Source organism: Acinetobacter sp. X9 (assembly GCF_054889255.1).
On record NZ_CM142679.1, the window covers coordinates 469,979 to 494,887 of the forward strand.

22 protein-coding genes and 4 tRNA genes are annotated in these 24,909 nt (G+C 38.3%); 14 read left to right on the plus strand and 12 right to left on the minus strand.

Translation table 11 applies throughout. The annotated features are described in order from the left end of the window. Positions 1-34 precede the first annotated feature (34 nt). Positions 35-2,089, minus strand: a complete 2,055-nt coding sequence (locus tag ACYU0V_RS02345) for a M3 family metallopeptidase (protein WP_461848888.1) — start codon at positions 2,087-2,089, stop codon at positions 35-37. 133 nt (positions 2,090-2,222) lie between these two features. Then, positions 2,223-4,640, minus strand: coding sequence for a ribonuclease R (gene rnr / locus ACYU0V_RS02350; RefSeq protein WP_461848890.1), 2,418 nt, complete (start codon positions 4,638-4,640; stop codon positions 2,223-2,225). Positions 4,641-4,901: 261 nt separating this feature from the next. On the opposite strand from rnr, the gene ACYU0V_RS02355 reads away from it, so the two are divergent. From ACYU0V_RS02355 to ACYU0V_RS02370, 4 genes are all read left to right on the plus strand, one after another. After that, positions 4,902-4,992, plus strand: a tRNA-Ser gene (locus ACYU0V_RS02355). A gap of 10 nt (positions 4,993-5,002) precedes the next feature. Further along, a tRNA-Arg gene (locus ACYU0V_RS02360) sits at positions 5,003-5,079 on the plus strand. Positions 5,080-5,118: 39 nt separating this feature from the next. Continuing rightward, a tRNA-Arg gene (locus tag ACYU0V_RS02365) sits at positions 5,119-5,195 on the plus strand. Positions 5,196-5,300: 105 nt separating this feature from the next. Then, the gene (locus ACYU0V_RS02370; RefSeq protein WP_005804624.1) at positions 5,301-5,894 is read left to right on the plus strand and encodes an HAD-IB family hydrolase; all 594 of its coding nucleotides are present in this window, start codon (positions 5,301-5,303) and stop codon (positions 5,892-5,894) included. Positions 5,895-5,958: 64 nt separating this feature from the next. Here ACYU0V_RS02370 and ACYU0V_RS02375 read toward each other — a convergent pair whose 3' ends face one another. Continuing rightward, a complete protein-coding gene (locus tag ACYU0V_RS02375; RefSeq protein WP_461848892.1) occupies positions 5,959-8,049 on the minus strand; it encodes a hypothetical protein in 2,091 nt (696 codons plus the stop codon). 372 nt (positions 8,050-8,421) lie between these two features. Here ACYU0V_RS02375 and ACYU0V_RS02380 point away from each other — a divergent pair, with 372 nt between their 5' ends. Together ACYU0V_RS02380 and ACYU0V_RS02385 are read left to right on the plus strand one after the other, a co-directional pair. Further along, complete coding sequence (locus ACYU0V_RS02380; protein WP_227504977.1) at positions 8,422-8,541, plus strand: hypothetical protein; 120 nt, start codon at positions 8,422-8,424, stop codon at positions 8,539-8,541. An 88-nt stretch (positions 8,542-8,629) separates the two neighbouring features. Continuing rightward, positions 8,630-8,706 (plus strand) — tRNA-Arg (locus ACYU0V_RS02385). Positions 8,707-8,821: 115 nt separating this feature from the next. Here the strand turns inward: ACYU0V_RS02385 and ACYU0V_RS02390 are convergent. After that, the gene (locus ACYU0V_RS02390) at positions 8,822-9,514 is read right to left on the minus strand and encodes a nitroreductase family protein (RefSeq protein ID WP_069121970.1); all 693 of its coding nucleotides are present in this window, start codon (positions 9,512-9,514) and stop codon (positions 8,822-8,824) included. A gap of 223 nt (positions 9,515-9,737) precedes the next feature. Here ACYU0V_RS02390 and ACYU0V_RS02395 point away from each other — a divergent pair, with 223 nt between their 5' ends. After that, entirely contained in the window at positions 9,738-10,235 is a 498-nt protein-coding gene (locus ACYU0V_RS02395) for a YcxB family protein (RefSeq protein ID WP_069121969.1), read from the plus strand. A 39-nt stretch (positions 10,236-10,274) separates the two neighbouring features. Next, entirely contained in the window at positions 10,275-10,916 is a 642-nt protein-coding gene (locus ACYU0V_RS02400) for a fumarylacetoacetate hydrolase family protein (protein ID WP_005078301.1), read from the plus strand. Between the two features lie 103 nt (positions 10,917-11,019). On the opposite strand, the gene ACYU0V_RS02405 is transcribed toward ACYU0V_RS02400, so the two are convergent. Next, positions 11,020-12,267: a YihY family inner membrane protein gene (locus ACYU0V_RS02405; RefSeq protein ID WP_461848894.1), complete on the minus strand. Its 1,248-nt coding sequence runs from the start codon at positions 12,265-12,267 to the stop codon at positions 11,020-11,022. 361 nt (positions 12,268-12,628) lie between these two features. Here ACYU0V_RS02405 and wrbA point away from each other — a divergent pair, with 361 nt between their 5' ends. Further along, positions 12,629-13,231, plus strand: a complete 603-nt coding sequence (wrbA, locus tag ACYU0V_RS02410; protein ID WP_461848896.1) for an NAD(P)H:quinone oxidoreductase — start codon at positions 12,629-12,631, stop codon at positions 13,229-13,231. A 51-nt stretch (positions 13,232-13,282) separates the two neighbouring features. Here the strand turns inward: wrbA and ACYU0V_RS02415 are convergent, their stop codons facing one another. The 3 genes from ACYU0V_RS02415 to ACYU0V_RS02425 form a co-directional block, all read right to left on the minus strand. Continuing rightward, positions 13,283-13,858: a xanthine phosphoribosyltransferase gene (locus ACYU0V_RS02415; protein ID WP_002119547.1), complete on the minus strand. Its 576-nt coding sequence runs from the start codon at positions 13,856-13,858 to the stop codon at positions 13,283-13,285. Between the two features lie 72 nt (positions 13,859-13,930). Continuing rightward, on the minus strand, positions 13,931-14,644 hold the full coding sequence (locus tag ACYU0V_RS02420) for a DUF3108 domain-containing protein (protein WP_002119525.1): 714 nt from the start codon (positions 14,642-14,644) through the stop codon (positions 13,931-13,933). Between the two features lie 158 nt (positions 14,645-14,802). Then, on the minus strand, positions 14,803-15,474 hold the full coding sequence (locus ACYU0V_RS02425) for a hypothetical protein (protein WP_002119526.1): 672 nt from the start codon (positions 15,472-15,474) through the stop codon (positions 14,803-14,805). 232 nt (positions 15,475-15,706) lie between these two features. Between ACYU0V_RS02425 and ACYU0V_RS02430 the strand changes: the two genes are divergently transcribed. Then, the gene (locus ACYU0V_RS02430) at positions 15,707-16,591 is read left to right on the plus strand and encodes an energy transducer TonB (protein WP_086399111.1); all 885 of its coding nucleotides are present in this window, start codon (positions 15,707-15,709) and stop codon (positions 16,589-16,591) included. Between the two features lie 52 nt (positions 16,592-16,643). On the opposite strand, the gene ybeY is transcribed toward ACYU0V_RS02430, so the two are convergent. The 3 genes from ybeY to miaB are packed head-to-tail and all read right to left on the minus strand — an operon-like array spanning position 16,644 to position 19,707. Next, complete coding sequence (gene ybeY / locus ACYU0V_RS02435) at positions 16,644-17,120, minus strand: rRNA maturation RNase YbeY (protein ID WP_461848900.1); 477 nt, start codon at positions 17,118-17,120, stop codon at positions 16,644-16,646. A 9-nt stretch (positions 17,121-17,129) separates the two neighbouring features. After that, the gene (locus ACYU0V_RS02440) at positions 17,130-18,218 is read right to left on the minus strand and encodes a PhoH family protein (RefSeq protein ID WP_199964081.1); all 1,089 of its coding nucleotides are present in this window, start codon (positions 18,216-18,218) and stop codon (positions 17,130-17,132) included. Positions 18,219-18,255: 37 nt separating this feature from the next. Further along, a complete protein-coding gene (gene miaB / locus ACYU0V_RS02445) occupies positions 18,256-19,707 on the minus strand; it encodes a tRNA (N6-isopentenyl adenosine(37)-C2)-methylthiotransferase MiaB (protein ID WP_002119558.1) in 1,452 nt (483 codons plus the stop codon). A gap of 287 nt (positions 19,708-19,994) precedes the next feature. Here miaB and ACYU0V_RS02450 point away from each other — a divergent pair, with 287 nt between their 5' ends. The 4 genes from ACYU0V_RS02450 to ACYU0V_RS02465 all read left to right on the plus strand — a co-directional run bounded on the left by ACYU0V_RS02450 (position 19,995) and on the right by ACYU0V_RS02465 (position 24,273). Further along, entirely contained in the window at positions 19,995-21,938 is a 1,944-nt protein-coding gene (locus ACYU0V_RS02450; protein ID WP_461848902.1) for a lytic transglycosylase domain-containing protein, read from the plus strand. A 57-nt stretch (positions 21,939-21,995) separates the two neighbouring features. Beyond that, positions 21,996-22,658 (plus strand): ribonuclease T2 family protein, encoded by a 663-nt coding sequence (locus ACYU0V_RS02455; RefSeq protein ID WP_086265333.1) that lies wholly within the window; start codon positions 21,996-21,998, stop codon positions 22,656-22,658. 211 nt (positions 22,659-22,869) lie between these two features. Next, entirely contained in the window at positions 22,870-23,856 is a 987-nt protein-coding gene (locus tag ACYU0V_RS02460; RefSeq protein ID WP_461848903.1) for a malate dehydrogenase, read from the plus strand. Positions 23,857-24,027: 171 nt separating this feature from the next. Continuing rightward, positions 24,028-24,273 carry a DUF2789 family protein gene (locus tag ACYU0V_RS02465; protein ID WP_002119522.1) on the plus strand — a complete coding sequence of 82 codons (246 nt, stop codon included), beginning with the start codon at positions 24,028-24,030 and terminating at the stop codon, positions 24,271-24,273. 62 nt (positions 24,274-24,335) lie between these two features. On the opposite strand, the gene ACYU0V_RS02470 is transcribed toward ACYU0V_RS02465, so the two are convergent. Next, entirely contained in the window at positions 24,336-24,863 is a 528-nt protein-coding gene (locus tag ACYU0V_RS02470) for a hypothetical protein (RefSeq protein ID WP_002119538.1), read from the minus strand. Positions 24,864-24,909: the final 46 nt, after the last annotated feature.

Below are 24,909 nucleotides of genomic sequence, written 5' to 3' on the forward strand. Positions count from 1 at the left end.
CACCCTAACCACACGATCAATTTAGGCCCATAGTTTAAGCGGTTTTATTGTCATTCGTCCAACCTTGATGACGTAACAACGCGTCAATTTTAGGCTCGCGTCCACGGAAATTAACAAATGCCTCAAGTGCAGTGTCTTTTCCTCCCACAGCTAGAATTGCCTGGCGGAATTCTTTACCCGTTTGAGTATTAAAAATACCTTCATTTTCAAAACGATCAAATGCATCACTTGCTAAGACTTCTGCCCATTTGTAAGAGTAATAACCTGCAGCATAACCACCAGCAAAAATATGACTAAAACTATGTTGGAAACGATTGTAGTCGACAGTAGGAACGACTGCATACTGCTTACGAATGTCGTTTAACGTTTGCTGAATTTGCTCACTGTTCAGGGCAGGCGTTTTGGTGTGAATGGTTAAGTCAAACAATGCAAATTCAAGCTGACGTAAAGTTTGCATACCAGATTGGAAGAATCGAGCATTTAATAAAGCATCTAGTAATTCTTGTGGCAAAGTCTGTTTACTATCGATGTGTTCACTTAATACATCTAGACTTTCTTTATCCCATGACCAGAACTCCATAAACTGGCTTGGTAGCTCTACTGCATCCCAAGCAACGCCATGAGTTCCTGCAACCGAAATATTATCTACTTCGGTCAACATATGATGTAAACCATGTCCGAATTCATGGAACAAAGTAATCACTTCGTCATGAGTCAATAAAGCAGGTTGGTCACCTACAGGAGGAGTAAAATTACACACCATATAGCAAATTGGTTTTTGTAAACCATGAAGAGTCTGCATGCGCGAGCGGAAGCCGTTCATCCATGCGCCACCACGTTTACCTGTACGTGCATAGATGTCAAAGAAGAAGCCACCAATCACTTGGCCTTGGTCTTCTAATTCAAAATAACGTGCATCTGGATGCCAGACAGGTGCTTGTCTTTCAATAATGTTAATGCCATATAGGCGCTGCACAATCTGGAATAATCCCTGAATAACTTTAGGTGCAGGGAAATAAGGCTTTAATGCTTCTTGAGATAAATTAAATTGTTGCTGTTTCAGCTTTTCAGAATAGTAAGTTGTATCCCAAGGTTTAAGATCATCAACACCATCTTGTTTGGCAATTTCTTGAAGTTCTGCAACTTCTTGAAGCGCAGGAGCACGCGCATGCTCTGCTAGGTCAACCAAAAACTCATGTACTGTTTTTACGTCTGGTGCCATTTTGCTTGCAAGAGAATATTCAGCATAGTTATTGAAACCAAGTAGTTTTGCCATTTCCTGACGAAGACTCAAAATTTCTTCCATAATTTTGCTGTTATCAAACTCAGTTTGTTCAGACTCATCAGATGCACGTGTCACATAAGCTCTATAAAGCTCTTCACGCAATGCACGGTCATCTGCATAAGTCATGATTGCAAAATATGCTGGGAAATCTAGGGTTGCTACAGCTTGGTCAAGTTCACGTTGTTTGCCGTACTGTTTTAATAACTCAATATTACTTTCTGGAAGACCTTTTAGCTGATCTTCGGTAAGTGGCTTAAAGTAAGCTTGTGTTGCATCAAGAACGTGGTTTGAAAAATCAGAAGAAAGCTGTGAAAGACGCGCAGAAATCTCTGCATAACGTTTTTTCTCTTCGCCTTCTAAAGCGACGCCAGAAAGTTTAAAGTCACGCAAAGCTAGACGAATAGCACTTTGTTGAGCTGGGCTAAGAGACGTATAACTTTGACCATCATGGATGTGTTGATAAGTTTGATAAAGCGCCGTGTGTTGACCAAGCTGAGTGTAATATTCACTTAATGCTGGTAATAAAGATTGATAGACTTCTCTCGTTTCTGCATTGCTCATTACCGCGTTTAAATGCGATAAAACGCCCCATGATTCACTTAGATTATTTTCAAGCGTATCGACTTGCTCAAGTACGGCAAGTTGCTGAGCTGCATCTGTAGGTGCAGCCGTAAGAGTATTTAAAAATTCCTGGCCTGCTTGGATCGCTTGCTGGATGTCTTGTTTTAAATTTTCTAATTCAATTTGGTCAAAACGCGGAGTTGGTAAAGTCGCTTGCTGTAAAGTCATTGCTAATAGCCACATTATTTTTTAAACATGGTATTAGATGTAGGTCCTCTCAAGTCGGAAATCAAGCTTAATGTGTAAAATAACCCTTTTAAAAAGAAATAAGCCTCCTATTGGAGACTTATTTTTGAAACGTGATAATTATTTTTAATTATTCAGCCTTTGATTTTGCATTCGACTTTTTCTTTTTAGGCTTAGATTTTTTCTTCACTTTCTCTGGTTTAGAATCGGCTTTTGCTGAGGTTTTCTTACCGGATTTTTTGGTGTAAGAACTTGGCTTACTTTTTTCTTTCTTTTTGTGAACAGGTCGCTCACCATCACTACTGACAGTTGGTTTACTGAAAACTTCTTCAGTCGCCTGCGTAGTAGTTTTAGTCGTACGCGGCGCACGGCTACGAACTACTCGGCCTGCATGGGTAACTTGCTTAATGAGCTGGAAGTCAATTTTACGTTCTTCCAGATTGACACCAGCAACCTGAATTTTAACTTCATCGCCCAAACCAAAGACTTGACCACGATTTTGACCTACTAGATTTTGGCTCGCTTGGTCATAAATAAAGAAGTCATCCCCGAGTTGGCTAATATGAATCATGCCATCGACATATAGATCTTTCAGTGTCACGAATAAACCAAATTCGGTCACCGCACTTACAATACCAATAAATTCATCACCTAGATGCTGTTGCATGTAGTGACATTTCAACCAAGTCGTTACGCTGCGAGATGCTTCATCAGCACGGCGCTCGGTTTGAGAGAAATGTTCACCTGCATCATCTAGTGCCGCACCAGAGAGTGGATAAGGCTTTTGTTTCAAATGTGCTTTAATGGCGCGGTGTAACAATAAGTCTGGGTAACGACGGATTGGTGAAGTGAAATGCGTATAAGCTTCATAGGCCAAACCATAGTGCCCTGCATTTTTTGCACCATAATAAGCTTGCATCATTGAGCGTAATAAGACGGCATGAATGCTTGGTGCATCAATACGATCTTTAGTTGCTTCAATTACTCTTTGATAGTCTGCTTGAGTTGGTTGGTCGGGGAAGGGTAGACCCAGTAATTTCACAAAGTCTTTTACTTTTTGAATACGTGAGAACTCCGGAGCTTCATGCACGCGATACAACATTGGAACATCATGTTCTAATGCATATTCAGCCGCAGCAACGTTAGCAAGTAACATGCACTCTTCAATAAGTTTATGTGCTTCATTACGTGTACGTGGCAAAATTTCTTTAATCCCGCCTAGCTCATCAAAAGTCATGTAAGTTTCAATGGTTTCAAATTCCATTGCATGACGATCAGCACGTAAATTTTTCAAAATCTGATAAAGCTGGAAAAGCGTATTTAACGATTTATGAACATCACGGTCTTTTGGAATTGCATCTGTTGCGCCGTCAAAATATTGTGCTACCTGTGTATAGGTCAAACGCGCTTTTGAATGCATCACTGATGGATAAAAATCGTAACCAGTTACACGGCCTGTACGAGAGAGTTTCAAGTCACAGACCATACATAAACGGTCTACATGAGGGTTTAGAGAGCATAAGCCATTTGACAATGCCTCTGGTAGCATCGGTAATACGAAATGCGGGAAGTATACCGAAGTACCACGTTCCTCAGCTTCCTCATTGAGGGCTGAGTCTAAGCGTACATAATGGCTAACATCAGCAATTGCGACCACTACACGATAACCGCCACCTGGACGTTTTTCTGCATAAACCGCATCATCAAAATCTCGAGCATCTTCACCATCGATCGTAACTAATGCTAAATCTCGTAAATCAATGCGGCCTTCACGGTCTTGAGCAGATGGTTCTTTAAAGCTTTCAGCTTCTTTTATAACTTCATCTGGGAATTCGTAAGGTAAGCCAAACTCAAGAATAGTCTGCGGAATAATAATTTCTGTATCAGCTTTGTCGGCCATAGATTGAATAATATGCGCCGTCGCAAATTCTTCACGGGTTGGATAGCTATCAATTGCAACACGTAGCATATCGCCAACATTCGCCCCAGCATGTTTTACGAGTTCTTTTTCTAAAGGAATAGGCTGATGCTGATTGGGATTGTTGGGTTGAATAAAATATTCACCCTCATGAACTGACAATTTACCAATTAATTGTTTAACACGATGCTGTAAAACTTCTGTAATAAAACCCCAAGGTTTGCCTTTACGATCAACTGAAGTCTGTCGCACTCTAACTCGGTCACCGTTAAAGACTAAACGTAATTCACGTTCAGGAAGTAAAAGGTCACTTTGACCATCAATATGCGCTGTGCCTAAACCTTTACTATTGATATAAACAGTTGCTTCATAGGTCGGTTGATCTGCCACCAACTGAAATTTAAACCCGTCTTTCATGATTTGACCGTCACGAACCATAGCACTTAAGCGGTGACTGAGTGCTTCAATACTTTTTTGGTCATGAATATTAAAATGATCGACAAGTTCTGCATGAGATTGCGGTGTCTGCAATTGTTCCAATGTATCTAAAATAAGAGTACGGCTTGGAATAGGATTGTCATAACGTTCAGCTTCAGCTTTCGCTTCGGGGTCAGCCCAGTTTTTTGTCATGTCGTTTGGTTTCACGCTTGGCAGATAAGTTTAGCATAAGTCATGCAGACCCGAACTGCACGTTTAGGTTTGCAATAATGTGTTATGCACTACAGTATTTTGATGAAGAAATAATATCTATCTTAACAAGCGTTTGATCGAAAAAGACGAAAATAATGAGAAAATTGCTTAAAAAATAATTCATTGAACTAAAAAACAAGAAAATTTCACTATGATGACTTGAACAATAGGGTTTTAGTTTGTATTATGGCGGCTCGTTCCGGTGAGGTGGATGAGTGGCTGAAATCACTTCCCTGCTAAGGAAGCATACCTATTACTGGTATCGAGGGTTCGAATCCCTCTCTCACCGCCATTTACTTAATGCGCTCATAGCTCAGCTGGATAGAGCACTTGGCTACGAACTAAGGGGTCGGGAGTTCGAATCTCTCTGAGCGCACCAAGTAAAATAGAACGAATCGCTGAAAGGCACACAAGTTACGCGCTCATAGCTCAGCTGGATAGAGCACTTGGCTACGAACTAAGGGGTCGGGAGTTCGAATCTCTCTGAGCGCACCACTTGAAGAATTAACCGCTATATATAGCGGTTTTTTTGTGCCTATTTTTTAGTACTTTAAAAAATCTAAATTTATAACTTTTTAATTATATTAGAGATAATCATAAATGAACTTAGCTTTATTTGACTTTGACGGCACGATCACTCACAGCGATACATTCAGCCTATTCCTTAAATTTTCTTTAAATAAAAAAACTCAAATACTAGGTGGTATTCGACTTGCACCTTATATAGCGGGTTATAAGCTTGGATGGGTAACCGATAAAACTATTCGAACTAAACTCTGTCAGGTGGGATACGTGGGCTATGATGCGGCTTCCCTAAAATATATGGGGGAAGAGTTTGCTAAAAATATCCTTCCTACCTGTGTGCGTCAAAATGCTTTGGAACGTATTCTTTGGCATAAAAAACAAGGTGATCGGATTGTTGTTGTATCTGCATCATTAGGTGTTTATTTAGAAAGCTGGTGCCAATCTTTAGATTTAGAAGTTATATGTAATCAACTTGAAATACGTGATGGTATTTTGACAGGTGATTTTATTAATGGTGATTGTGGTTATTTAGAAAAAGTAAATAGAATAAAAAACAAATATGATTTAACTCAGTATTCTACAATTTATGCTTATGGTGATACACCTAATGATTATGCAATGTTAGAGCTAGCGCATAAGAAATATTATAGATGGGAAGAAGTGAATTAATATTTAAAGATATATTAATAAATAAAGCCACTTGTAATAAGTGGCTTTATTTTAATGACTTATATTAAACAGTATTGAAAGAGTTTTCTAAGAAGTTATCGGTAAGTAATGATGTAGGTACGATAGTATGCGTTGTATTAGTTACGCTTGATACTGTCGACGTTACTCCACCGAGTAAGCTACCACCAGTTAATCCACCTAGTAAATTAGAAATAACATCTAATCCGCCTTCACTAGTCACACCGCCCGTTAAGCTACCCACGATATCTGTTACGATGCCGATAGGGTTGTCTGTACCGCCAGTAACGCCACCAGTTAAGCCGCCTAGAAGGTCGGTCACTAAGCCAAGAGGACTATCACCATCTACGCTACCAGTTAAACCGCCAAGTAAATCAGTGACTAAGCCTAGTGAGCTATCTCCACCAGTAACCCCACCAATAGTTCCTGTCAATCCACCAATGATTTCTGTTACTAAGCCAGTAGCAGTTGTGCCATTTGTAATCAGCGTATCGAGAATACCGGTAGCAGATTCAGTAGCACCTTGAATGTCTCCACCCACTAGATCAGAAATGACTTCAAGCGTACCATTTACTGTGTCACGAGAAGTTTCGAAAGTTAGAGTACCAAGATCAGCAAGTTCAGAAACAGGATGTTCTGCTTGTGGAAGAATACTGATAATTGTATCTGCAACTGTATCAATGCCAGTGTTGATAATTTCAGTTTTTAGGCTTTCTACCCCCTGAAGAATATCAATACCGCCTTGAACAACATCAATCACTGGAGAGATTGGAGAAGTTCCACCGTCAACACCACCAGTTACACCGCCGATAATGTCAGTAATTACTTCAAGCGGGTTGCCATCAACACCACCAGTTACACCGCCGATAATGTCAGTCACGACTTCAAGAGGATTACCACTAACACCGCCAGTTACACCACCAATAATGTCGGTTACCACGCCAAGTGGGCTATCACCACTTGTTGCGCCGCCGATAATGTTATTAATAATTCCAGTAGCAGTTGACCCATTTGTAATCAGTGTATCGAGAATACCGGTAGCAGATTCAGTAGCACCTTGAATATCACCACCAACTAAATCAGAAACAACTTCAAGTGCACCGTTTACTGTGTCACGAGAAGTTTCGAAAGTTAAAGTGCCAAGATCTGCTAGGTCTGAAACAGGATATTCAGTTTGTGGAAGAATACCAATAATAGTATCAGCAACAGTGTCGATACCAGTATTGATGATCTCAGTTTTTAGGCTCTCTACACCTTGTAGAATATCAATACCGCCTTGAACGACATCAATCACTGGAGCGATTGGAGATGTGCCGCCACCGATACCGCCAGTTACGCCGCCGATAATATCAGTAATTACTTCAAGTGGATTACCGTCAACACCACCAGTTACACCGCCGATGATGTCAGTAATTACTTCAAGCGGGTTGCCATCAACGCCACCAGTTACACCACCAACGACATCTGTAATGCTTCCGACAACGTCAGTAACAATACCTGTCGCAGTTGTACCATTAGTGATTAATGTTTCAACGACACCAGTAGCAGACTCAGTTGCGCCTTGAATGTCTCCACCCACTAGATCAGAAATGACTTCAAGCGTGCCATTTACTGTGTCACGAGAAGTTTCGAAAGTTAAAGTGCCAAGATCAGCAATTTCAGAAACAGGGTGTTCAGTTTGAGGAAGGACACCAATGATAGTATCAGCAACAGTGTCGATACCTGTATTGATGATTTCAGTTTTTAGGCTTTCAACACCCTGAAGAATGTCGATACCACCTTGAACAACGTCAATAACTGGAGCAATTGGAGAGGTTCCAAGATCAATACCGCCAGTTACACCACCCACAACATTGGTTACTGTTTCTAATGGATTTGTAGAACCGACAGTACCGGTTACAGTGCCAACCACATCAGAAATTAAGCCTGTTGTGGTTGTTGTCAGGGTGTTGGTTACCGTTGAAATTACATTAGAGAGTAAACCTGATGTAGAGATATTTACATCAGAAATGTTTATATCAGAAACGTTTACATTAACAGCGGAACCTGTGTTTACGTTTGTGTTTACCGATACAATATTACCCAAATCTTGAGTAATTTTTGATATCGAAGATACGAGGTTTGTTAGTAAGAACATGTTGGTCTATTTCCTATATAATTTTGTATTTTTAAGTAAGTATTATTTATTGCGCTTTATAATTAATGAGATGTGTATCTCAATAATTGCGATTTAGTATTGGTTAGATCTCAAAAGCTGTCAATGTGTATTTTTAGTCACATTTTTTATTATTAAATAATATTTAAAGAAATAATAATTTATTTAATTTAGACATAAAAATAATAATAATTTTTATATTATATAATTTTAACTAATTATTTTTTTAATCATATTTTCACTTATTTGAAGCATTATATTAGTCAAATTTCAAACAGTCTTATAATGGTTAGGTTCAACCAGAAATATATTATTTATATAATGTTGACTAAAACAGTAGCCTTTATCTTCTAGATAGATGGCAAAAAGCTTCAAAAATTCTATAAAACTTATTTGAAAAAAAATATTTCAGATACATCTTTGGTGAGCAAAGTTTCAATAACTTTAGCTACAAAGCTATGTAAACTAGAGTGATGGCTAAGAACTAGACGTTTGATGACAGAAAAATGAAAAAAGGCTTCCTAAGCCTTAAAAAATGCGTATAATGCGCAACATCAAGTACGCGCTCATAGCTCAGCTGGATAGAGCACTTGGCTACGAACTAAGGGGTCGGGAGTTCGAATCTCTCTGAGCGCACCACTTGAAGAATTAACCGCTATATATAGCGGTTTTTTTGTACCTGTTTTTTATTAGTTCGATTTAAAAGCTAGTGCTCATGGCAACCAGCTCTTAAATGATTTGAAGTTGAAAAAAATTAGCCAAATGTTTTAAAACGGCTTTTATCTTCAATAAAAGCTTTTTCACCTGCTTCGCCTTCAATTGAACCAAATACTAATTGGGCTCTTAGTTTCCATTGAGCAGGAATATCAAAAGCAGCATTAATTTTCTCATCGATAATTGGGTTGTAATGTTGTAAAGAAGCTCCAATACCTTGTTCAGCCAATACATTCCATACTGCAAATTGTGCAATTGCTGTTGAGTGTTCAGACCAGACTGGGAAATTATCAGCATACAATTCAAATTGCTCTTGTAGACCTTTAATCACATCTTGGTCTTCAAAAAATAAAACTGTACCAGCACCCGCTGCAAAACTTTGAATTTTTTGTTCAGTTCCAGCCAGTGCTTCGGCAGGAACAATCGTTTTTAATACATCTAAAACAATATTCCAGAAATTTTGATGAGACTCATTAAATAAAATAACAATGCGAGATGACTGAGAGTTAAATGCTGAAGGGCTATGTTTGACTGCTTCTTGAATTAACCTTTCAATTTCCGAAGGAGTATGGTGTAAGTTTTTCCCGATCGAATAAATAGAACGACGTTTTTTAATTAATTCTAAAAAGCTTGGCTGATTGAAAAGAGGGGACTCTTGAGTGGCGTGAGTAACCACATCTTTTGAGACTGTTGCTTTTTGATTTAAGCCAAATAATTTTGCAAAGAAAGACATGAGACATTCCACTAAGAAGGTGATGCTCTTATTGTAGAAATTTTAAAAACTGAAATAAGCTCAAAAAATATGAATCTACGTTCTATATATGCAACGTAGTTGATTTTCGAATCTCATCATAAGCTCTACTTTTAAACAAAATAAAAAATAGCCTTTGATTCATTTTAAAGCTGAAATGAATATGCTCTAATAGTTTCGATTTATTGAGTATTGATGCAGTGCAATGACTGAGCAAAAAACAGCTTTATCTTTACGTTATTATTTGAGTTTAGAAGAGTCACAAGATGGATTTTCATTAGTGACATTTGGGAAAAAGCAATTTACCCGTTTTCTTACACCTGCAATTAGTATCGCAATTATTATTTGGGGATTTTATTTAGGTCTCTCTGGTGTTGGACGATATTATGTCGGGTTAGGCGTTTTTTTTCTGGTGATGCAAGGCCTGATGCGTTACTGGCTTTTACCTATGTTATTTAAGCGTCAATTTGTTCGTTACCAGTTTGGAAAGAGTGAGCAGGGAATCGACTTATATCAAGATTACTTTGAGCTTTATGCCAATGGTCGTAAGCAAGTGATGCAATATGCAGATGTACAAACTTTTGCTAAAGGCAAACTGACTTACATGCTTGAGCTAAAGAATAAAACTGTAATTATTGTACCAAAGCGTGCATTTGCACAGGTTTCAGATCAAACCATATTTGAAAATACATTTAAGAAATAAATTATTGGAATTATTAGCCGCAACAACAAAGGAAGCCTCATGAATACACGTCCTTCAAAAATCGTTTGCGTGGGCAGAAGTTACGCCGATCATGTCAAAGAATTAAATAATGCTATGCCTGACAGCCCTATATTATTTATTAAACCACCGAGTAGTTTGATTGGTTTAAATGACGGTATTTCTTGGAATCCAGCGTGGGGCAGTTGCCATTTTGAATGTGAGTTAGTGTTACGTATTGATCAACCTTTGAAAGGTGAAACAGATCCTGAAAAAGCTTTAAAAGCGATTGGAGCAGTAACTTTAGGTCTTGATTTAACAATGCGTGATTTACAGAATGATCTGAAAAGTAAAGGCCACCCATGGGAGCGAGCTAAAGCTTTTGATGGTGCTTGTGTTTTGGCAGATTGGGTTGATACAAAAGAAATTACAAATTGGCAAGAGACCAAATTCACTTTCCATATTAATGATGAATTGCGTCAAGATGGTAATACTGCACTGTTAATGTTTACTATTGGTGAACTTTTAACTGATATTAATCAGGTTTTTTCACTAGAGCCAGGTGATGTGATTATGACAGGTTCACCTGCTGGGGTTGGACCATTACATGCAGGTGATCAGTTGAAAATGACATTAAAAGGTGCAACGCAAGATTTTGCATGGGAAACTTTTGTAAAAGCATAACCCACTCCTAAAATTGCCAATTTTTAACCCTATTATTTTTTTAATAATAGGGTTTTTTATTGGGTAGGAAAGAGTGTCTATACTATTGAAGAGTTCTACTTTCTTATTTCTCTTCAAAAATTGTTGAGAGCGGAATAGAAAGTTTTGCTGCTAAATAATCATTAGATTCGACCAAGGCGGGTCCTATTTTTTCCATCCATTCATCGTCATCATGTACATTCAAAACATCTTCACGTAATGGTAAAGGGTATGGAAGAGCAGTGAAAAAACTCCAAAAATCAACTTGGGATAAATTGCGCGCGAGAACATATTCATCTTTATCGGTACGTTTAACCAAATTTTGCTCTTCAAGTAAAAGTACATAAGCTGGCCAGCGGCCAATTTCTCCGCGACCTAAAATTTCTAAAGCTTCTTTGTCACTTACACTTTCACCGAGTTTCTGTTTTTTATAAAACAGCTCGAGAATATCTAATAGCATTAAAACAGGATGACGTTTCTGCTCTTTACCTGAATGAAAAGCAGTTAGAGCAAAACTTACTTCTACGCCAAGTAAAATAATGTTCCATGACAGGAAGATCCATAGAAGGAAAATTGGTACTGCTGCAAATGCACCATAAATAATTTCATAACTAGTGAAATTTGACATCACAAAGCTAAAGAAATTTTTGAGTATTTCAAACAGTACAGCACTTAAACAAGCCGCTATTCCTGCTGCATAAACTGGGACTGGGCGATTGGGAATGGTCCAATATAAAATGAAGAAACCCAAAATAGTAAGTACAAAAGAAATTAGCCAGAGTAGAAATGCCCCATCAAGTTGATAACCTGTGAAGTTATTGCTTAATAAGTTCATCGATGCAACTGTTGATGAAATAACAAATGCGCTTCCTAAAATAATGGGACCTAAAGAGATGATTGTCCAATAGCGCATAAAGCCCATAATGCCACTACGAGTTTCTTTTACACGCCAAATACGGTTAAAGACGGTTTCAATTGAGGTCAGCATTAAGACAGTAGTAACGAATAAAAAAAGCACACCAATAACGGTTAAGTTGCTAGATTTTTCTGTAAAAGCATTTAGCGCTTTATCAAATGCGATCGTGCTCTTCGGTAAAAAATTACTATAGATTAAATGTTGCAGCTGTTGTCTTGCGGGTTCTAACGCTTTGATTGAAGAAATAATTACTAAAAAAACTGTTAACATCGGCACAACTGCGAATAGCGTTGTATAGGTGAGAGAGCCAGCTTGTTCACGGCACCGATCAGCTTCAAAACGCTTAAATACATATAAAACGAACTGAAACCAGGTTTTATTATAAAAAGGAAGCTTACTTAAAAAACGTTGTAACATGCGTCGTCTATCCCGATTTTTTTAATCATCATGTTGGGCGATTGATAGCTTATCAAAGTATGAGCTTAAGTACTCAAATCGTAGATTAAAGCAAAATAATAACTTATAGAATTAAAGTCGTTCTGTAAGTTTACTATGTGCTATAGAAAGAATTGTAGCCATAAACTTTTTTCAACAAAGTAGGCTTTCTGTTGTCTAAGCAAGGGTTTACCAAAAGTAGATAAACTTTTTACTCGATGAGTCTGAGAAATTTGCTCGTGTTATCTTTTGTACTGCACCATCAATCACCTCTAGAATTTCATAAAATTGGTTGCGCCAAAAAAATAAAAAATCCCGTATAGTGTTCTTTTTAACAAAATTTATGAAACCGATGCAACTTTACATTCTTGTACTCTATTACAGCAAATATGGTTCTACTAAAGAAATGGCTCATTTAATTGCCAACGGTGTTGAGTCTGCGGGTATGTCAGTGAAAATTCGGACAGTACCAAATATTGCTCCAGCTGTCACAATAGCCGAGCCAAGCATTCCGGAAGAAGGTGATATCTATTGTACGTTAGATGATCTAACGAATTGTTCAGGTTTAGCGTTAGGTTCTCCAACTCGCTTTGGCAATATGGCAAGTGAAATGAAATATTTTTGGGATCAAACAACCAGTCTTTGGCTCAACGGGGCATTACATAATAAACCTGCTTGCGTTTTTACTTCTTCTGGTTCAATGCATGGTGGGCAGGAAAGTACTTTACTCACTATGCTACCGCCGTTATTTCATCATGGCATGATGATTTTGGGATTACCTAATGCAATTCCAGCCTTATCTAATACTAAAACAGGGGGAACACCTTATGGCGCAAGCCATGTAAGTGGACCGCGTCATGACCAAAACTTAAGTCAGGATGAAAAGATTTTGTGTGAAGCTCAAGGCAAACGTTTAGGAGAGGTTGCCAAAAAGCTTTTAGTTTAGTTTTGAGCAAATAAAAAAGAGCGGATATCCGCTCTTTTTTAGGTGTACATCTTATTCTTTTACAAAAGTAACTTTGCCATCTGTAAGAGAGTGTACACGTGCTAATGATTCAACGCGGTAGCCTTTTTCAAGCAATAAATCACGACCTGGTTGGAATGATTTCTCAATCACAATACCCACACCTACAACTTCTGCATTTGCTTGGTGAATTAAATCAATCAGGCCTAATGCTGCTTGACCATTTGCCAAGAAGTCATCAATAACTAATGCCTTATCAGTTGAATGAAGATGTTTATTTGAAATCGCAATCGTGCTTTCAGTTTGTTTAGTAAAACTAAATACTTTAGAGCGATATAAGTCATCTTTTAAGGTCAATGACTGATATTTGCGAGCAAAAATTACAGGTACACCAAGTTCTAAACCTGCCATGATTGCAGGTGCAATACCTGATGCTTCAATGGTAATAATCTTGGTAATCCCTGCATCTTTAAAGCGAGCGGCAAATTCTTTACCAATCTGCTGCATTAATACAGGATCAATTTGGTGGTTTAAGAAAGCGTCGACTTTCAAGACTTGATCAGATAGAACGATACCTTCTGTTAAGATTTTCTGTTCTAGTGCGTGCACGGGAGAATCCTCTAGACGGATGCTTTTTAAAGCAAATGCGTATTTTAAAAAGCATCCAAAAAAATGCAAGCTTTAATTCGTCTTACCTGTATAACTTGTTAATAACAATCCATAAGAAGTTTTACCATCAATATGACTTACTTTAACTGGTAAATAATCTAATTTAGGCGCTAACCAAAAGATTGTACTGCGTTCAGGTTTGTTGTGTTGTAAAACCACTTTAATGGTATCGAATGTTCCATAAGAGGTTTTAATTTTCTCATTACCTTGTTTTACAAATCGACGGTTTTCAACTTCTTTTGCATCTGCAAGTGGATAAGAGGACTTCAATGAACCATTTTTTAAGTCTTCACGCAGTTGTAACTCTGCATTTAATTCATCAAGAACACCTGCCTGCCAAGCAAATGAACGAGCTTTATCATCTTTCTTGGTAGAGATAGTTTTGCTATTTGGATTAAAGTTAATACTCATGGTGTTGTTATGAATCAAAATTTTGCTGGTACGGCTAAAACTTTGAGACCCAATTTTACCATTGGTGAAACTAAATTTACTTGTTTCACTTGCGGACGCAATTCCACCTGCTTTTGCAGTGAATTTATAAGTCCAGTTATTACCTTGCTGGCTTAAGGCACGTGTAGCCGATCCCATACCTTTATTATTGTAAGTAAACTGATAATTTGCCTGAAATGGGCTCATGGCAAGTGCATGGCTTGAGAAGCCTGCAAAAAGCAAAGTTGTTGAAATACCTGTTGCGATGCCAAACGATTTCAGAAATTTTGTTGCCATAAGTAAATATCCTTGTACAGACTAAAAAGTCAGTGCTGATGCATCTGTAACTTAAACATATTATGCCTGTTGATCATGGAGAAAAAATCAGGATTTATGCTAAATGTGTAATCTATTTGTGTTTTTTGGCAGTTAATTCATCTTCATTTATAAACCGTTTATTCATCTTTTTGCTGAATTGGCGTTATTTCAGAATCTGCGAATTCTTCTTCAAAATCGTCGTCCTGATCACGAGAAAGTAAGGCTGCTAAATTCACGTTTCCAAATACAACTAACTCAGCTTCACGAACTCGTGCGTAATTTATATGTACTTTGCCTAACGTCTCGATGATGCTGGCTTTTTTGCCAAACCAACGGTTGAGATCAAGAAAAATGAGTTCATCGCGTTCTTCTGCTACATTAAAACGTTCAAGAATCATTCCCAAAGGATCTTTTTTCAAAATTTTATGGTAGTAAAAAACTGCGGCTTTTACGGCGATCTTTTGCCAAAAGTTTTTATATTTCGCTTCAATAATTTGTGTATTGCTAATTTGTTCAAAAACTAAAAGTTGTTGTTCTTTATTAAATTCCATCTGGATCAATTTTAAATCAACCGATAGTGTGGTTTCTAAACCTTTTACATGCATGGTTGCATATAATCTTAACCAGTCATGATAAAGATCTGCATGTAGGTCATCTAAAAATTCAACATTATTGGTGACATAACGTTGCAAAGTGGCATTCAGAAAGGTTTGCGATAATGTAAAATCTCTTTCTTCCTCAATGAATGCTTCTGCTTTTTTATAGACTTTTTGAAGACGTCTGACTAATGAGGAAAATAGCGTTTGCATAAAAGAACTTCCAGAAGATAATTTACTAAAGAGCCCACACAATCTTTATTATGATAAAAAACGGGTTTTGATCTTGCAGTGTAACAAATTTAATTGATACATTTTGACAAAATGAAAATGGATAAAATCCTATATTTGAAGTGAATCACACTTTTATCCAGATTTGAATATCAGTTTATGTTTTATTCGGTATTAAACCGTGGGGAAAAGGCATTTATATGCTTTTAAGATTATGTTGAACAAAAGAAGTCTATCTATAGAGTCTTTTCATTATTGGTGGAAAGACCAAGTCTTTATTGCTGCAACAATATTAGCAATCTTACTGCATATTCTTGTATTGCTCATTAACTTTGCTATGCCTAGCCCATCAGAGCAGTCTACTAAAGAAATTGCAATTTCAATTCGACCAACCAATGAGCCAGTTGTTCAGGCAGATTTTTTGGCACAAGCAGACCAGCAGGGTTCAGGTGCATTTCGTGAGGCTCACCGGACTTCTAGTGATACTCCAAATCCGATGCTTAATGATGCTTCAACGGGGAATGCAGAGTTAGAAACTTTGCAAAAGATTCAGCAACAACGAGAGCTTAAATTTGAAGAAAAAGTTTTAATGACGGTTTTAAGTTGGCAGAAACAAGCTGATGCAAGTCAAAGGAAAAAGGAATTAGAACAATTACAAAGTCAATTTCAAGCAAAAGCTGCGATGGTTGCAAGCCTTGAAGCACAATATTTACAACGTAGACAAGATTTTAGTCGCCAGCAAAAAATAAAAACAGTAGATGGAATTCAAGCGAAGAAAGATGCCTCGGCTGCTTATTTAGATAAGTTTCGTGAAAAAGTAGAGCTTTACGGTAATCGCTATTATCCAGAAGAAGCGAAACAGCAGCAGCTCAAAGGTGAAGTTCGTTTAATGGTGATTTTGAACGCTCAAGGCGGAATTCGTGCAATTCGTTTGCTTGAAAGCTCAGGGCATTCAATACTTGATGAGGCTGCAAAGTCTTCAGTACGTCGCGGTGCGCCATTTGGGCATTTTGATGCCAATATGAAAGATATTTCGGAGTTACGTATTGTTCGTACTTGGCGTTTTGATCCAGCGGAAGCTGAATTTGAGGTTCACTAATTAAAAAAATGTGGATAACTTTTAGGATATCCACATTTTAAGAGTCATCGCATTATTCCTGATAAGGATTTGAAATATTGAGTTTTGCTAAAATTTCAATTTCTAAGCCTTCCATCTCTTCAGCATCTTCATCACTAGTTTCGTGGTCATAACCGAGTAAATGTAAAACACCATGAACTAACAGATGTGCAAAATGGTTTTGGGCAGTTTTTTTCTGCTCTAATGCTTCTTGTAATACCACCGGAATACAAATAACTAAATCACCTAGAGGTAAGGCATCTAGCATTGGTAGAACTTCTTCTGGAATATCACTTGGAAAAGATAAAACATTAGTTGGTTTATCTTTTTCTCGGTACTGCAAGTTGAGTTGCTGACTTTCGTCCAGATCAACGCAAGCAACCCCAATTTCACAATCTTCTTTATAATCAACGTGGCGTAAAGTTGTCTCAATAATTTTTTTGAGTTGAGCTCGTTTGAGCTCTAACTCAGGTGATTGAAAGTCTTGTTGTAAACTTAAACTGATTTTCAAAATGAATCCTTACGCATCCTGATGTTGCAAGTCTGCTGCTGTATCGTTTTCAGCAACTAATGCTTCTTGACGTGCTTTGCGTTCAGCACGTGCTTCAGCATTAAGACGCTGTTGTTCACCATCCCATCCTTCATACGCTTCAACAATTTTTTGAACAAGTTGATGACGTACAACGTCACGGGAATGGAAACGGGTAATATGAATTTCTTTAATATTCTCGAGTACACGTAGTGCATGTGCTAAACCAGATTGTTGGCCTCGAGGTAAATCTACTTGGGTAATGTCACCTGTAATCACTGCACGAGAACCAAAACCTAAACGGGTCAAGAACATTTTCATTTGTTCAGGCGTTGTGTTTTGAGCCTCATCCAAAATTACAAATGAATGGTTAAGTGTACGACCACGCATATATGCAAGAGGTGCAACTTCAATCACTTGACGCTCGATTAACTTGGCAACTTTTTCAAAGCCGAGCATTTCGTAAAGAGCATCGTAAAGAGGGCGTAGGTATGGGTCGATTTTCTGAGTTAAATCACCTGGTAGAAAACCTAACTTTTCCCCAGCTTCTACAGCAGGACGTACAAGTAAAATCCGTTGGATTTCATTACGTTCCAGCATATCTACTGCGGCGGCAACTGCTAAATAGGTTTTACCTGTACCCGCAGGGCCAACACCAAAAGAAATATCGCTTTGTAAAATACGCTGTACGTAGCGTTTTTGATTGGCACCACGTGGGTTAATACGCCCTTTTCGAGTCTGGAAGTAGACATCCATTGGTGCATCATGTTCATCCATCTCTTCTCCAACTAACTCGAAATTACGTTCAGTTTGAGAGGATTGAATTAACAGATGTAATAGATCGGCACTAATTTGCTGGGATGCTTCAGACTCTTCATAGAGTCGTTGCAATAATGCTTCGGCTCTCCCAACAGCATCAATCTCACCATCGATATGAAAAACATCTCCACGATGAGTAATTTTGACATCTAAACGCTGTTCAATTTGCTTAAGGTGCCCATTATAGGCACCCAAGATGCTCTTTAAACGTTCCATTGAAACTTCAGGAAATGTTACGGTACGTCGAATCGCTGCAGTCAAGAGAAAACCTTTCAGTAGACTTTAGAATACCTCTACATTACGCCACGTCAGGCTCAAGATTCAAGAGCTCACCGTAAACTAAATTTAAAGTTTTAATTTCAGTAATCTCGATCTCTGCAAAACGACCTACCCAAGAAGCATCACCGACAAAAGTGACTAGACGTGTATTATCGGCTGTGCCTAGTAAAATATTAGGGTCTTGGTCCGAAACTTTTTCAATAAGAACACGTTCAATTTTGCCAAGCATTGCATCAGTTTTTTCAATGCTAGACTGTTTAATCACTTTCTGAACTTGAGCTAAACGCTCTTTCTTAACGTGCTCAGGCGTAGTATCAGGCAAGTCTGATGCAGGTGTACCCGGACGTTTTGAATAAACAAAGCTATATGAATGATCAAAATCTAAGTCTTTGATAAATTGAAGTGTTTCGGCGAAGTTTTCATCAGTTTCACCAGGGAAACCAATAATAAAGTCACTCGATAAGTGCATATCAGGACGTATTTTTCTTAATTTGGCAATCTTGTCGATATAAACATCAATCGTATGATTTCGCTTCATTGCCTGTAAAACATCATTTGATCCACTTTGAACAGGTAAGTGTAAATGCGACACCATTTGAGGCAAATCTTCATAACACTGAATTAACTCATCAGAGAACTCAAGTGGATGCGATGTTGTATAACGTAAACGGCCGATACCCGGAATTTCTGCAACGAGTCGTAACAATTCAGGGAAGGTACAGATGCCACCTTCGAAGGTTTCTCCGCGATATCCATTTACATTCTGACCCAGAAGTGAAATTTCACGGACACCTTTTTCTGCAAGACCTGCAATTTCTGCAAGTACATCATCTAATGGACGAGAAACTTCTTCACCACGTGTGTAAGGAACTACACAGAAAGAACAGTATTTAGAGCAGCCTTCCATAATAGAAACGAAAGCTTTAAAGCCTTCTACACGTGGTTCGGGTAAAAAGTCGAATTTTTCAATATCTGGGAAAGAAATATCAACCAGTTTGATTTTATCTTTTTTAGGTTTTTCTACTTGAGCATTATGTTGATCAAGCATTTGCGGTAAACGGTGTAATGTTTGTGGGCCAAAAATCATGTCTACATAAGGCGCACGTTTTTGAATATTGTCACCTTCTTGAGACGCAACACATCCACCGACACCAATCACAAGATCAGGATTTTTGTCTTTTAGTTTGCGCCAGCGACCTAATTCACTAAATACTTTTTCCTGCGCTTTTTCACGAATAGAACACGTATTCATGAGCAGAATGTCTGCTTCATTAGGGTTGGTCGTCAAAACGTAACCGTGAGAATCTCCTAAAAGGTCTGCCATACGGTGACTGTCATACTCATTCATCTGACACCCTTGAGTTTCAATATAAAGTTTTTTTATTGAAACATCAGTGGTGTGCGTTGGCTGGGTAACAGTGTTTTCTGAGGCAGCTTTGGCACCATTGGGAATGAAGGTTTGAACCGTCATGCAGGCTCCTAACAGATCGATCTAAAAAAGAATAAATTGGCCCAAAATGGGTCAAACCATCTATTATAGCAGTATTTGAGCTGAACCGATAACAGTAAACTTTCAGAACATGACACAGTTTTTGTGAAGTAAATTAGGTGAATTTTAATGATGTTGAATCATAGAGTTACATAACACAACAAAAGAAAGCACGAAGAATAATTAAACTATGCGTTGAAGGTGAATAGTCAAGGTTTAGCATATATATGAGACCAAGTAGAAAGAGCTCATCAATCCATAGTCGTGTAATGAAAAATAAATATATGCATCGTAGCTGGTTAGGAGCTATGTGTTTACTTGGTTGTTCATTTACCTATGCTGCCGAAGAGCAGTTTAATGATGCACTAAATGCTGCAAATAGTGGTAATACCGCGTTATTAGACCAATATCAGCTTGCTATGCAAAATGATGTGTTGGGATACTATCCAGAATATTGGAAACTTAATACAAACCTTGGCTTTCAACCTACTGCCTCTATCGTAAGCTTTGCTCAACGCTATCCACAATCAGCAATGGCTGAAAAATTAGCAGCCGATTATGTCGAAGAAAAAGTTAAACAAGCTGACTTTGCATCTGCTCAACCCGTCTTATCTTATGTCACCAACCCTGACCAAGCCGAAAATTGTGCTTTGGCACAGGTACGGGCGAAAAGTGGTGATGCATTAGTTTTTGCTGAATATAAAGATGTTTGGTTAGCAACTGAATCACAACCAGAATCTTGCTTAGGTTTAGGGCGCATGATGTTATCTAGCCCTTTAATGAGCGCACAAGATAAACAACAGCGTCTGTGGGTACAATTGCGTGCAGGTTTGTCGGGACAGGCGCTCGCGACAGCACAGACTTTGGGTTTGAATTTGTCTTTGGCTCAGCTTAACCAAATTCAGGCGAACCCACTCAATTATTTATGGAGTGCGCCTAAGACAAATGATGCAGATTATGCTTATTTGATTTTTGCGTTAGGGCGTTTAGCTAATAATGACTTAAGTAATGCTTTTTCAAATGTGCAGCGTGTCGCCCAAGGTACGCCACAAAATGTACAAAAATATTTATATCGTACGGTAGCCTATATTGGTGGTACTACGGTAATGAAAAATAATTTTAATCGTGAAGTTCTACAATACTTTGATGCAAGTTATGGCTACCCATTAAGTCCGGAAGAAGCCGAAATTTATGCGCGTCAGGCGATTAGATTTGGTGCGTGGGAAAGTTTAATTCGCGCTATTGATAGTATGACGGTAACCCAAAAACAAGAAGACCGCTGGCAATATTGGCTTGCTCGCGCGTCAGAACAGCGTGGCGATAGTGCTTCTAAAGCAACCGCACAACAAATTTATAGAAAACTGGCTCAGGCTGGTGATGACTATCATAATCTTTTAGCAAAAGATCGTTTAGGTGAGCGTTATAACCATCAACCTTATGATGATCAGCCGACAGCAAGTGATTTAAGACGTTTAGATCAGAATATTCACTTTAATCGTGCTTTTACTTTAAGACGTATTAATGCAAATCCAACTTATACGAATCGAGAGTGGAATTGGGCAGTTCGCCAAGCTTATCTTCAGCATGATGACGGTTTACTTTTAGCTGCAGCAAAGCGTGCCCATGACATGGGATGGTATGACCGTGCAATCTATGCAGCAGATCGTACAACAAATAAGCACAATGATACTTACCGCTTTGTGACTCCCCATAAGACTAATGTCGTAAGTCATAGTTACAATGCAGGAATTGATCCGGCATGGGCTTATGGTTTAATGCGTCAAGAAAGTCGGTTTGTTACTTCTGCACGTTCTCACGTTGGAGCGGGTGGTCTTATGCAAATTATGCCTGATACAGCGAAGTTGATTGCACGTCAAATGGGTGAAACTTATAATCCCGCTGCATTGAGTGAAATGAATACCAATATTCGATATGGAACATTTTATTTGTCGATGATTCAGGGACAATTAAGCAATAACCCTGTTTTGGCAACAGCAGGTTATAATGCGGGGCCTAATCGGGCTAGACGTTGGCAACCGGACTATCAATCAATTTCGGCTGACCAATATACTGAGACAATTCCATTGTTAGAAACCAGAGACTATGTCAAGCATGTTATGACGAATGCAACACATTACGGCGTAATATTGGGTCAAGGAGCCCAGTCCTTATCGCAACGTATGAAAGTCATTCCAATGCGTACGTCGCCTTAACGTTAAGGTGGTTGATGATGGATCTTCTTTTAATTGGCATATTCAAGTTTTAATTAAATGAAATATAGATATTTGGAACTTCGTTCAATTTTACAACTTGCATGGTGGATAATCTGTGCAGGGGGAGGATTGATGAGTTCCGTTTTACATGCCGAAACTGTTAATTTACAGGGATATGTTATGCATGTACAAATGACACCAGCTGCATGTGCATTAGATCCCTCTAAACAAAAACAACGTAAATGTCTTGAAGGATATTCACTGACAATTACAGGTCTTATGCCTGAAACAACTAAAACTGATTGTTCCACAGAAAGTTCGGCCACTCTCTCTCCATTACAAGCTAAAGTCGTTGCTCGGGTTATGCCCGATAATAATGCTCGTGTGCAGTTATGGAAAAATGTAGGGGGGTGTGTTCCTATGAATGCGAGCCAATATTTTCGTACGGTTATTAACTTTGCTGAACGTTTAAAAATTCCGGCTAGTCTCACAAGTTCAACAAATGTTGAAATGCAACAATCCGCATTAAGACAACAATTTGTTCGCCTTAATCCTAGCTTGCCCCAAAATGGTATCCGTTTTAGTTGTCAACTATCGCGTTCGGATGTGGTCTTAACAGAAGTGAAAGTTTGTTACACGGTAAAGGGGCAATATAAACAATGTGCAAATCATGTCGTATCGAATTGCCCTGGTGAAATCATGATTAAAGGTAGTTATTAAAGATTACGAACATTTCGTAAGGAAATGCTCATCATACATTGAATCTATTAGTAGAGATTAATTTGTATTTTCTATCAGACTTTTGGTGAAAACGGGTCGCTTTTACATGCATCTGCCAAATCTTTAGAGTACAATCTTTGCCGTTTATGATGATTTGGTTAGATGGAATTCCTATTTAGCCCGATTAAGGACACTCATTGGAGACAATTACATGAAGCAACCCGTTCGTGTTGCCGTGACTGGCGCTGCAGGTCAAATTGGTTACAGCTTATTATTCCGTATCGCAAGCGGTGAAATGTTAGGTAAAGATCAACCTGTTATTTTACAATTGCTTGAAGTTCCAGTTGAAAAAGCACAACAAGCGCTTAAAGGCGTAATGATGGAACTTGATGACTGTGCTTTCCCTTTATTGGCTGGCATGATCGGGACTGATGATCCGAAAGTTGCATTTAAAGATGCTGACTACGCTTTATTGGTAGGTTCTCGTCCACGTGGTCCTGGTATGGAACGTGCTGACTTGTTGAAAGTTAACGGTGAAATTTTCATCGGCCAAGGTCAAGCATTAAACGAAGTTGCTAGCCGTGACGTTAAAGTGTTAGTTGTAGGTAACCCTGCAAACACTAACGCTTACATCGCAATGAAATCTGCTCCAGATCTTCCTGCGAAAAATTTCACAGCAATGTTGCGTCTTGACCACAACCGTGCGTTAACTCAACTTGCTCAAAAAGCTGGCGTTGCAGTTTCTGATATCGAAACAATGACAGTTTGGGGTAACCACTCTCCAACAATGTATGCTGACTACCGTTTTGCAACTGCAAATGGCGAAAGCTTAAAAGACAAAATCAACGATGCTGCTTGGAACAAAGATGTGTTCCTTCCAACTGTTGGTAAACGTGGTGCTGCGATCATCGAAGCACGTGGTTTGTCTTCTGCTGCTTCTGCTGCTAACGCTGCAATTGATCATATGCGTGATTGGGCACTTGGCACAAACGGCAAATGGGTAACTATGGGTATTCCATCTGATGGTTCTTATGGTATTCCTGAAGGCGTAATGTTTGGTTTCCCTGTTACAACTGAAAACGGTGAATACAAAATCGTTCAAGGTTTAGAAATTGATGAATTCAGCCGTGAGCGTATCAACTTCACTCTAAACGAGCTTGAAGAAGAACGTGCAGCAATTGCTGACATGGTAAAATAATTCATCAGTTTGATGAGTTAAAAAAGCACTCTTTAGAGTGCTTTTTTATTGAATCCTGAAAAAGCAAACACAAAAAGCAACAAGAAAATATAGACACTATCATGCAAGTAAAAACGTTTTATTGTTAGATTAGTTAATAGATGATTTAAAAGAAGTTATAGGAGAATAACAATGTTTGAACAGCAACCGACTTTAGAGCTTTTATTTGATCAGTTGGGTTTAGATTCTGATGAAGCAAGTATTGAAAACTTTATCAAAACACATCAATTGCCAGCCGAGCAAAAATTACATGAAGCATCTTTTTGGTCAAAAGGTCAAAGCGATTTTTTAAAAAGTCATTGGGAAAAAGATGATGAGTGGATTGTGGTTATTGATGAGCTTAATGAACAACTGCATGAAGACAGTGTGAAAAAATAAGTTCAAAAAATAAAGCCTGTTTTACAAGTAATATGTAAAACAGGCTTTATTACATGAAGAGTTTAATGTGTCTTTACTTTTAATTTATCTTTATACCATGGCTCATGACGTACAAGGTCAAATACGGGTTGGCCATGAAGCAATTCAAGATCACATGTAGACGTTGATAAATATTTAGTTAACCAATGTCGTGTTAATGCTGACTCTTGTCGTGCTGCTGACGCATATGCCAAGAAGAAATAGATATCAGCATGTTCATGATGTGCTAATGGCTTCAAAATTTGTTGAGTAATCAACGCAAAACGTTTTTCTTTATTGAGTTCAAAGTAAAGCATATATGCTTTGGCTAAGTGTAAAGACAAATTAAGATATAAGCTCAATGGCATTTCTTCATATTCCATACGAGCTTGTTCAAGCAAGACAATAGCTTCTTGTAAGAAATGAAGTTGTTCTTGGCGAACCCGACTTAGTACTACAAGTTGCATGCGTAACTCAGCACGCTCTAAAGCAAGCTCAGGCGTATTTTCAGTCAAATAAAGTTGGTCTGTTTCACCAATTCGGTTCACAATTGTTTTACTTTCAATAGACATACGCCATCACCTTTTTTAATCAATAGCTTTTATATCGGGTTCATTT

Excerpts from the sequence above, each read along its gene's own strand:
- ACYU0V_RS02345 (WP_461848888.1), bottom strand. The coding sequence starts at position 2,089 with ATGTGGCTATTAGCAATGACTTTACAGCAAGCGACTTTACCAACTCCG.
- rnr (WP_461848890.1), bottom strand. The coding sequence starts at position 4,640 with ATGACAAAAAACTGGGCTGACCCCGAAGCGAAAGCTGAAGCTGAACGT.
- ACYU0V_RS02370 (WP_005804624.1), top strand. The coding sequence starts at position 5,301 with ATGAACTTAGCTTTATTTGACTTTGACGGCACGATCACTCACAGCGAT.
- ACYU0V_RS02375 (WP_461848892.1), bottom strand. The coding sequence starts at position 8,049 with ATGTTCTTACTAACAAACCTCGTATCTTCGATATCAAAAATTACTCAA.
- ACYU0V_RS02390 (WP_069121970.1), bottom strand. The coding sequence starts at position 9,514 with ATGTCTTTCTTTGCAAAATTATTTGGCTTAAATCAAAAAGCAACAGTC.
- ACYU0V_RS02395 (WP_069121969.1), top strand. The coding sequence starts at position 9,738 with ATGACTGAGCAAAAAACAGCTTTATCTTTACGTTATTATTTGAGTTTA.
- ACYU0V_RS02400 (WP_005078301.1), top strand. The coding sequence starts at position 10,275 with ATGAATACACGTCCTTCAAAAATCGTTTGCGTGGGCAGAAGTTACGCC.
- ACYU0V_RS02405 (WP_461848894.1), bottom strand. The coding sequence starts at position 12,267 with ATGTTACAACGTTTTTTAAGTAAGCTTCCTTTTTATAATAAAACCTGG.
- wrbA (WP_461848896.1), top strand. The coding sequence starts at position 12,629 with ATGAAACCGATGCAACTTTACATTCTTGTACTCTATTACAGCAAATAT.
- ACYU0V_RS02420 (WP_002119525.1), bottom strand. The coding sequence starts at position 14,644 with ATGGCAACAAAATTTCTGAAATCGTTTGGCATCGCAACAGGTATTTCA.
- ACYU0V_RS02425 (WP_002119526.1), bottom strand. The coding sequence starts at position 15,474 with ATGCAAACGCTATTTTCCTCATTAGTCAGACGTCTTCAAAAAGTCTAT.
- ACYU0V_RS02430 (WP_086399111.1), top strand. The coding sequence starts at position 15,707 with ATGTTGAACAAAAGAAGTCTATCTATAGAGTCTTTTCATTATTGGTGG.
- miaB (WP_002119558.1), bottom strand. The coding sequence starts at position 19,707 with ATGACGGTTCAAACCTTCATTCCCAATGGTGCCAAAGCTGCCTCAGAA.
- ACYU0V_RS02450 (WP_461848902.1), top strand. The coding sequence starts at position 19,995 with ATGAAAAATAAATATATGCATCGTAGCTGGTTAGGAGCTATGTGTTTA.
- ACYU0V_RS02455 (WP_086265333.1), top strand. The coding sequence starts at position 21,996 with ATGAAATATAGATATTTGGAACTTCGTTCAATTTTACAACTTGCATGG.
- ACYU0V_RS02460 (WP_461848903.1), top strand. The coding sequence starts at position 22,870 with ATGAAGCAACCCGTTCGTGTTGCCGTGACTGGCGCTGCAGGTCAAATT.
- ACYU0V_RS02465 (WP_002119522.1), top strand. The coding sequence starts at position 24,028 with ATGTTTGAACAGCAACCGACTTTAGAGCTTTTATTTGATCAGTTGGGT.
- ACYU0V_RS02470 (WP_002119538.1), bottom strand. The coding sequence starts at position 24,863 with ATGTCTATTGAAAGTAAAACAATTGTGAACCGAATTGGTGAAACAGAC.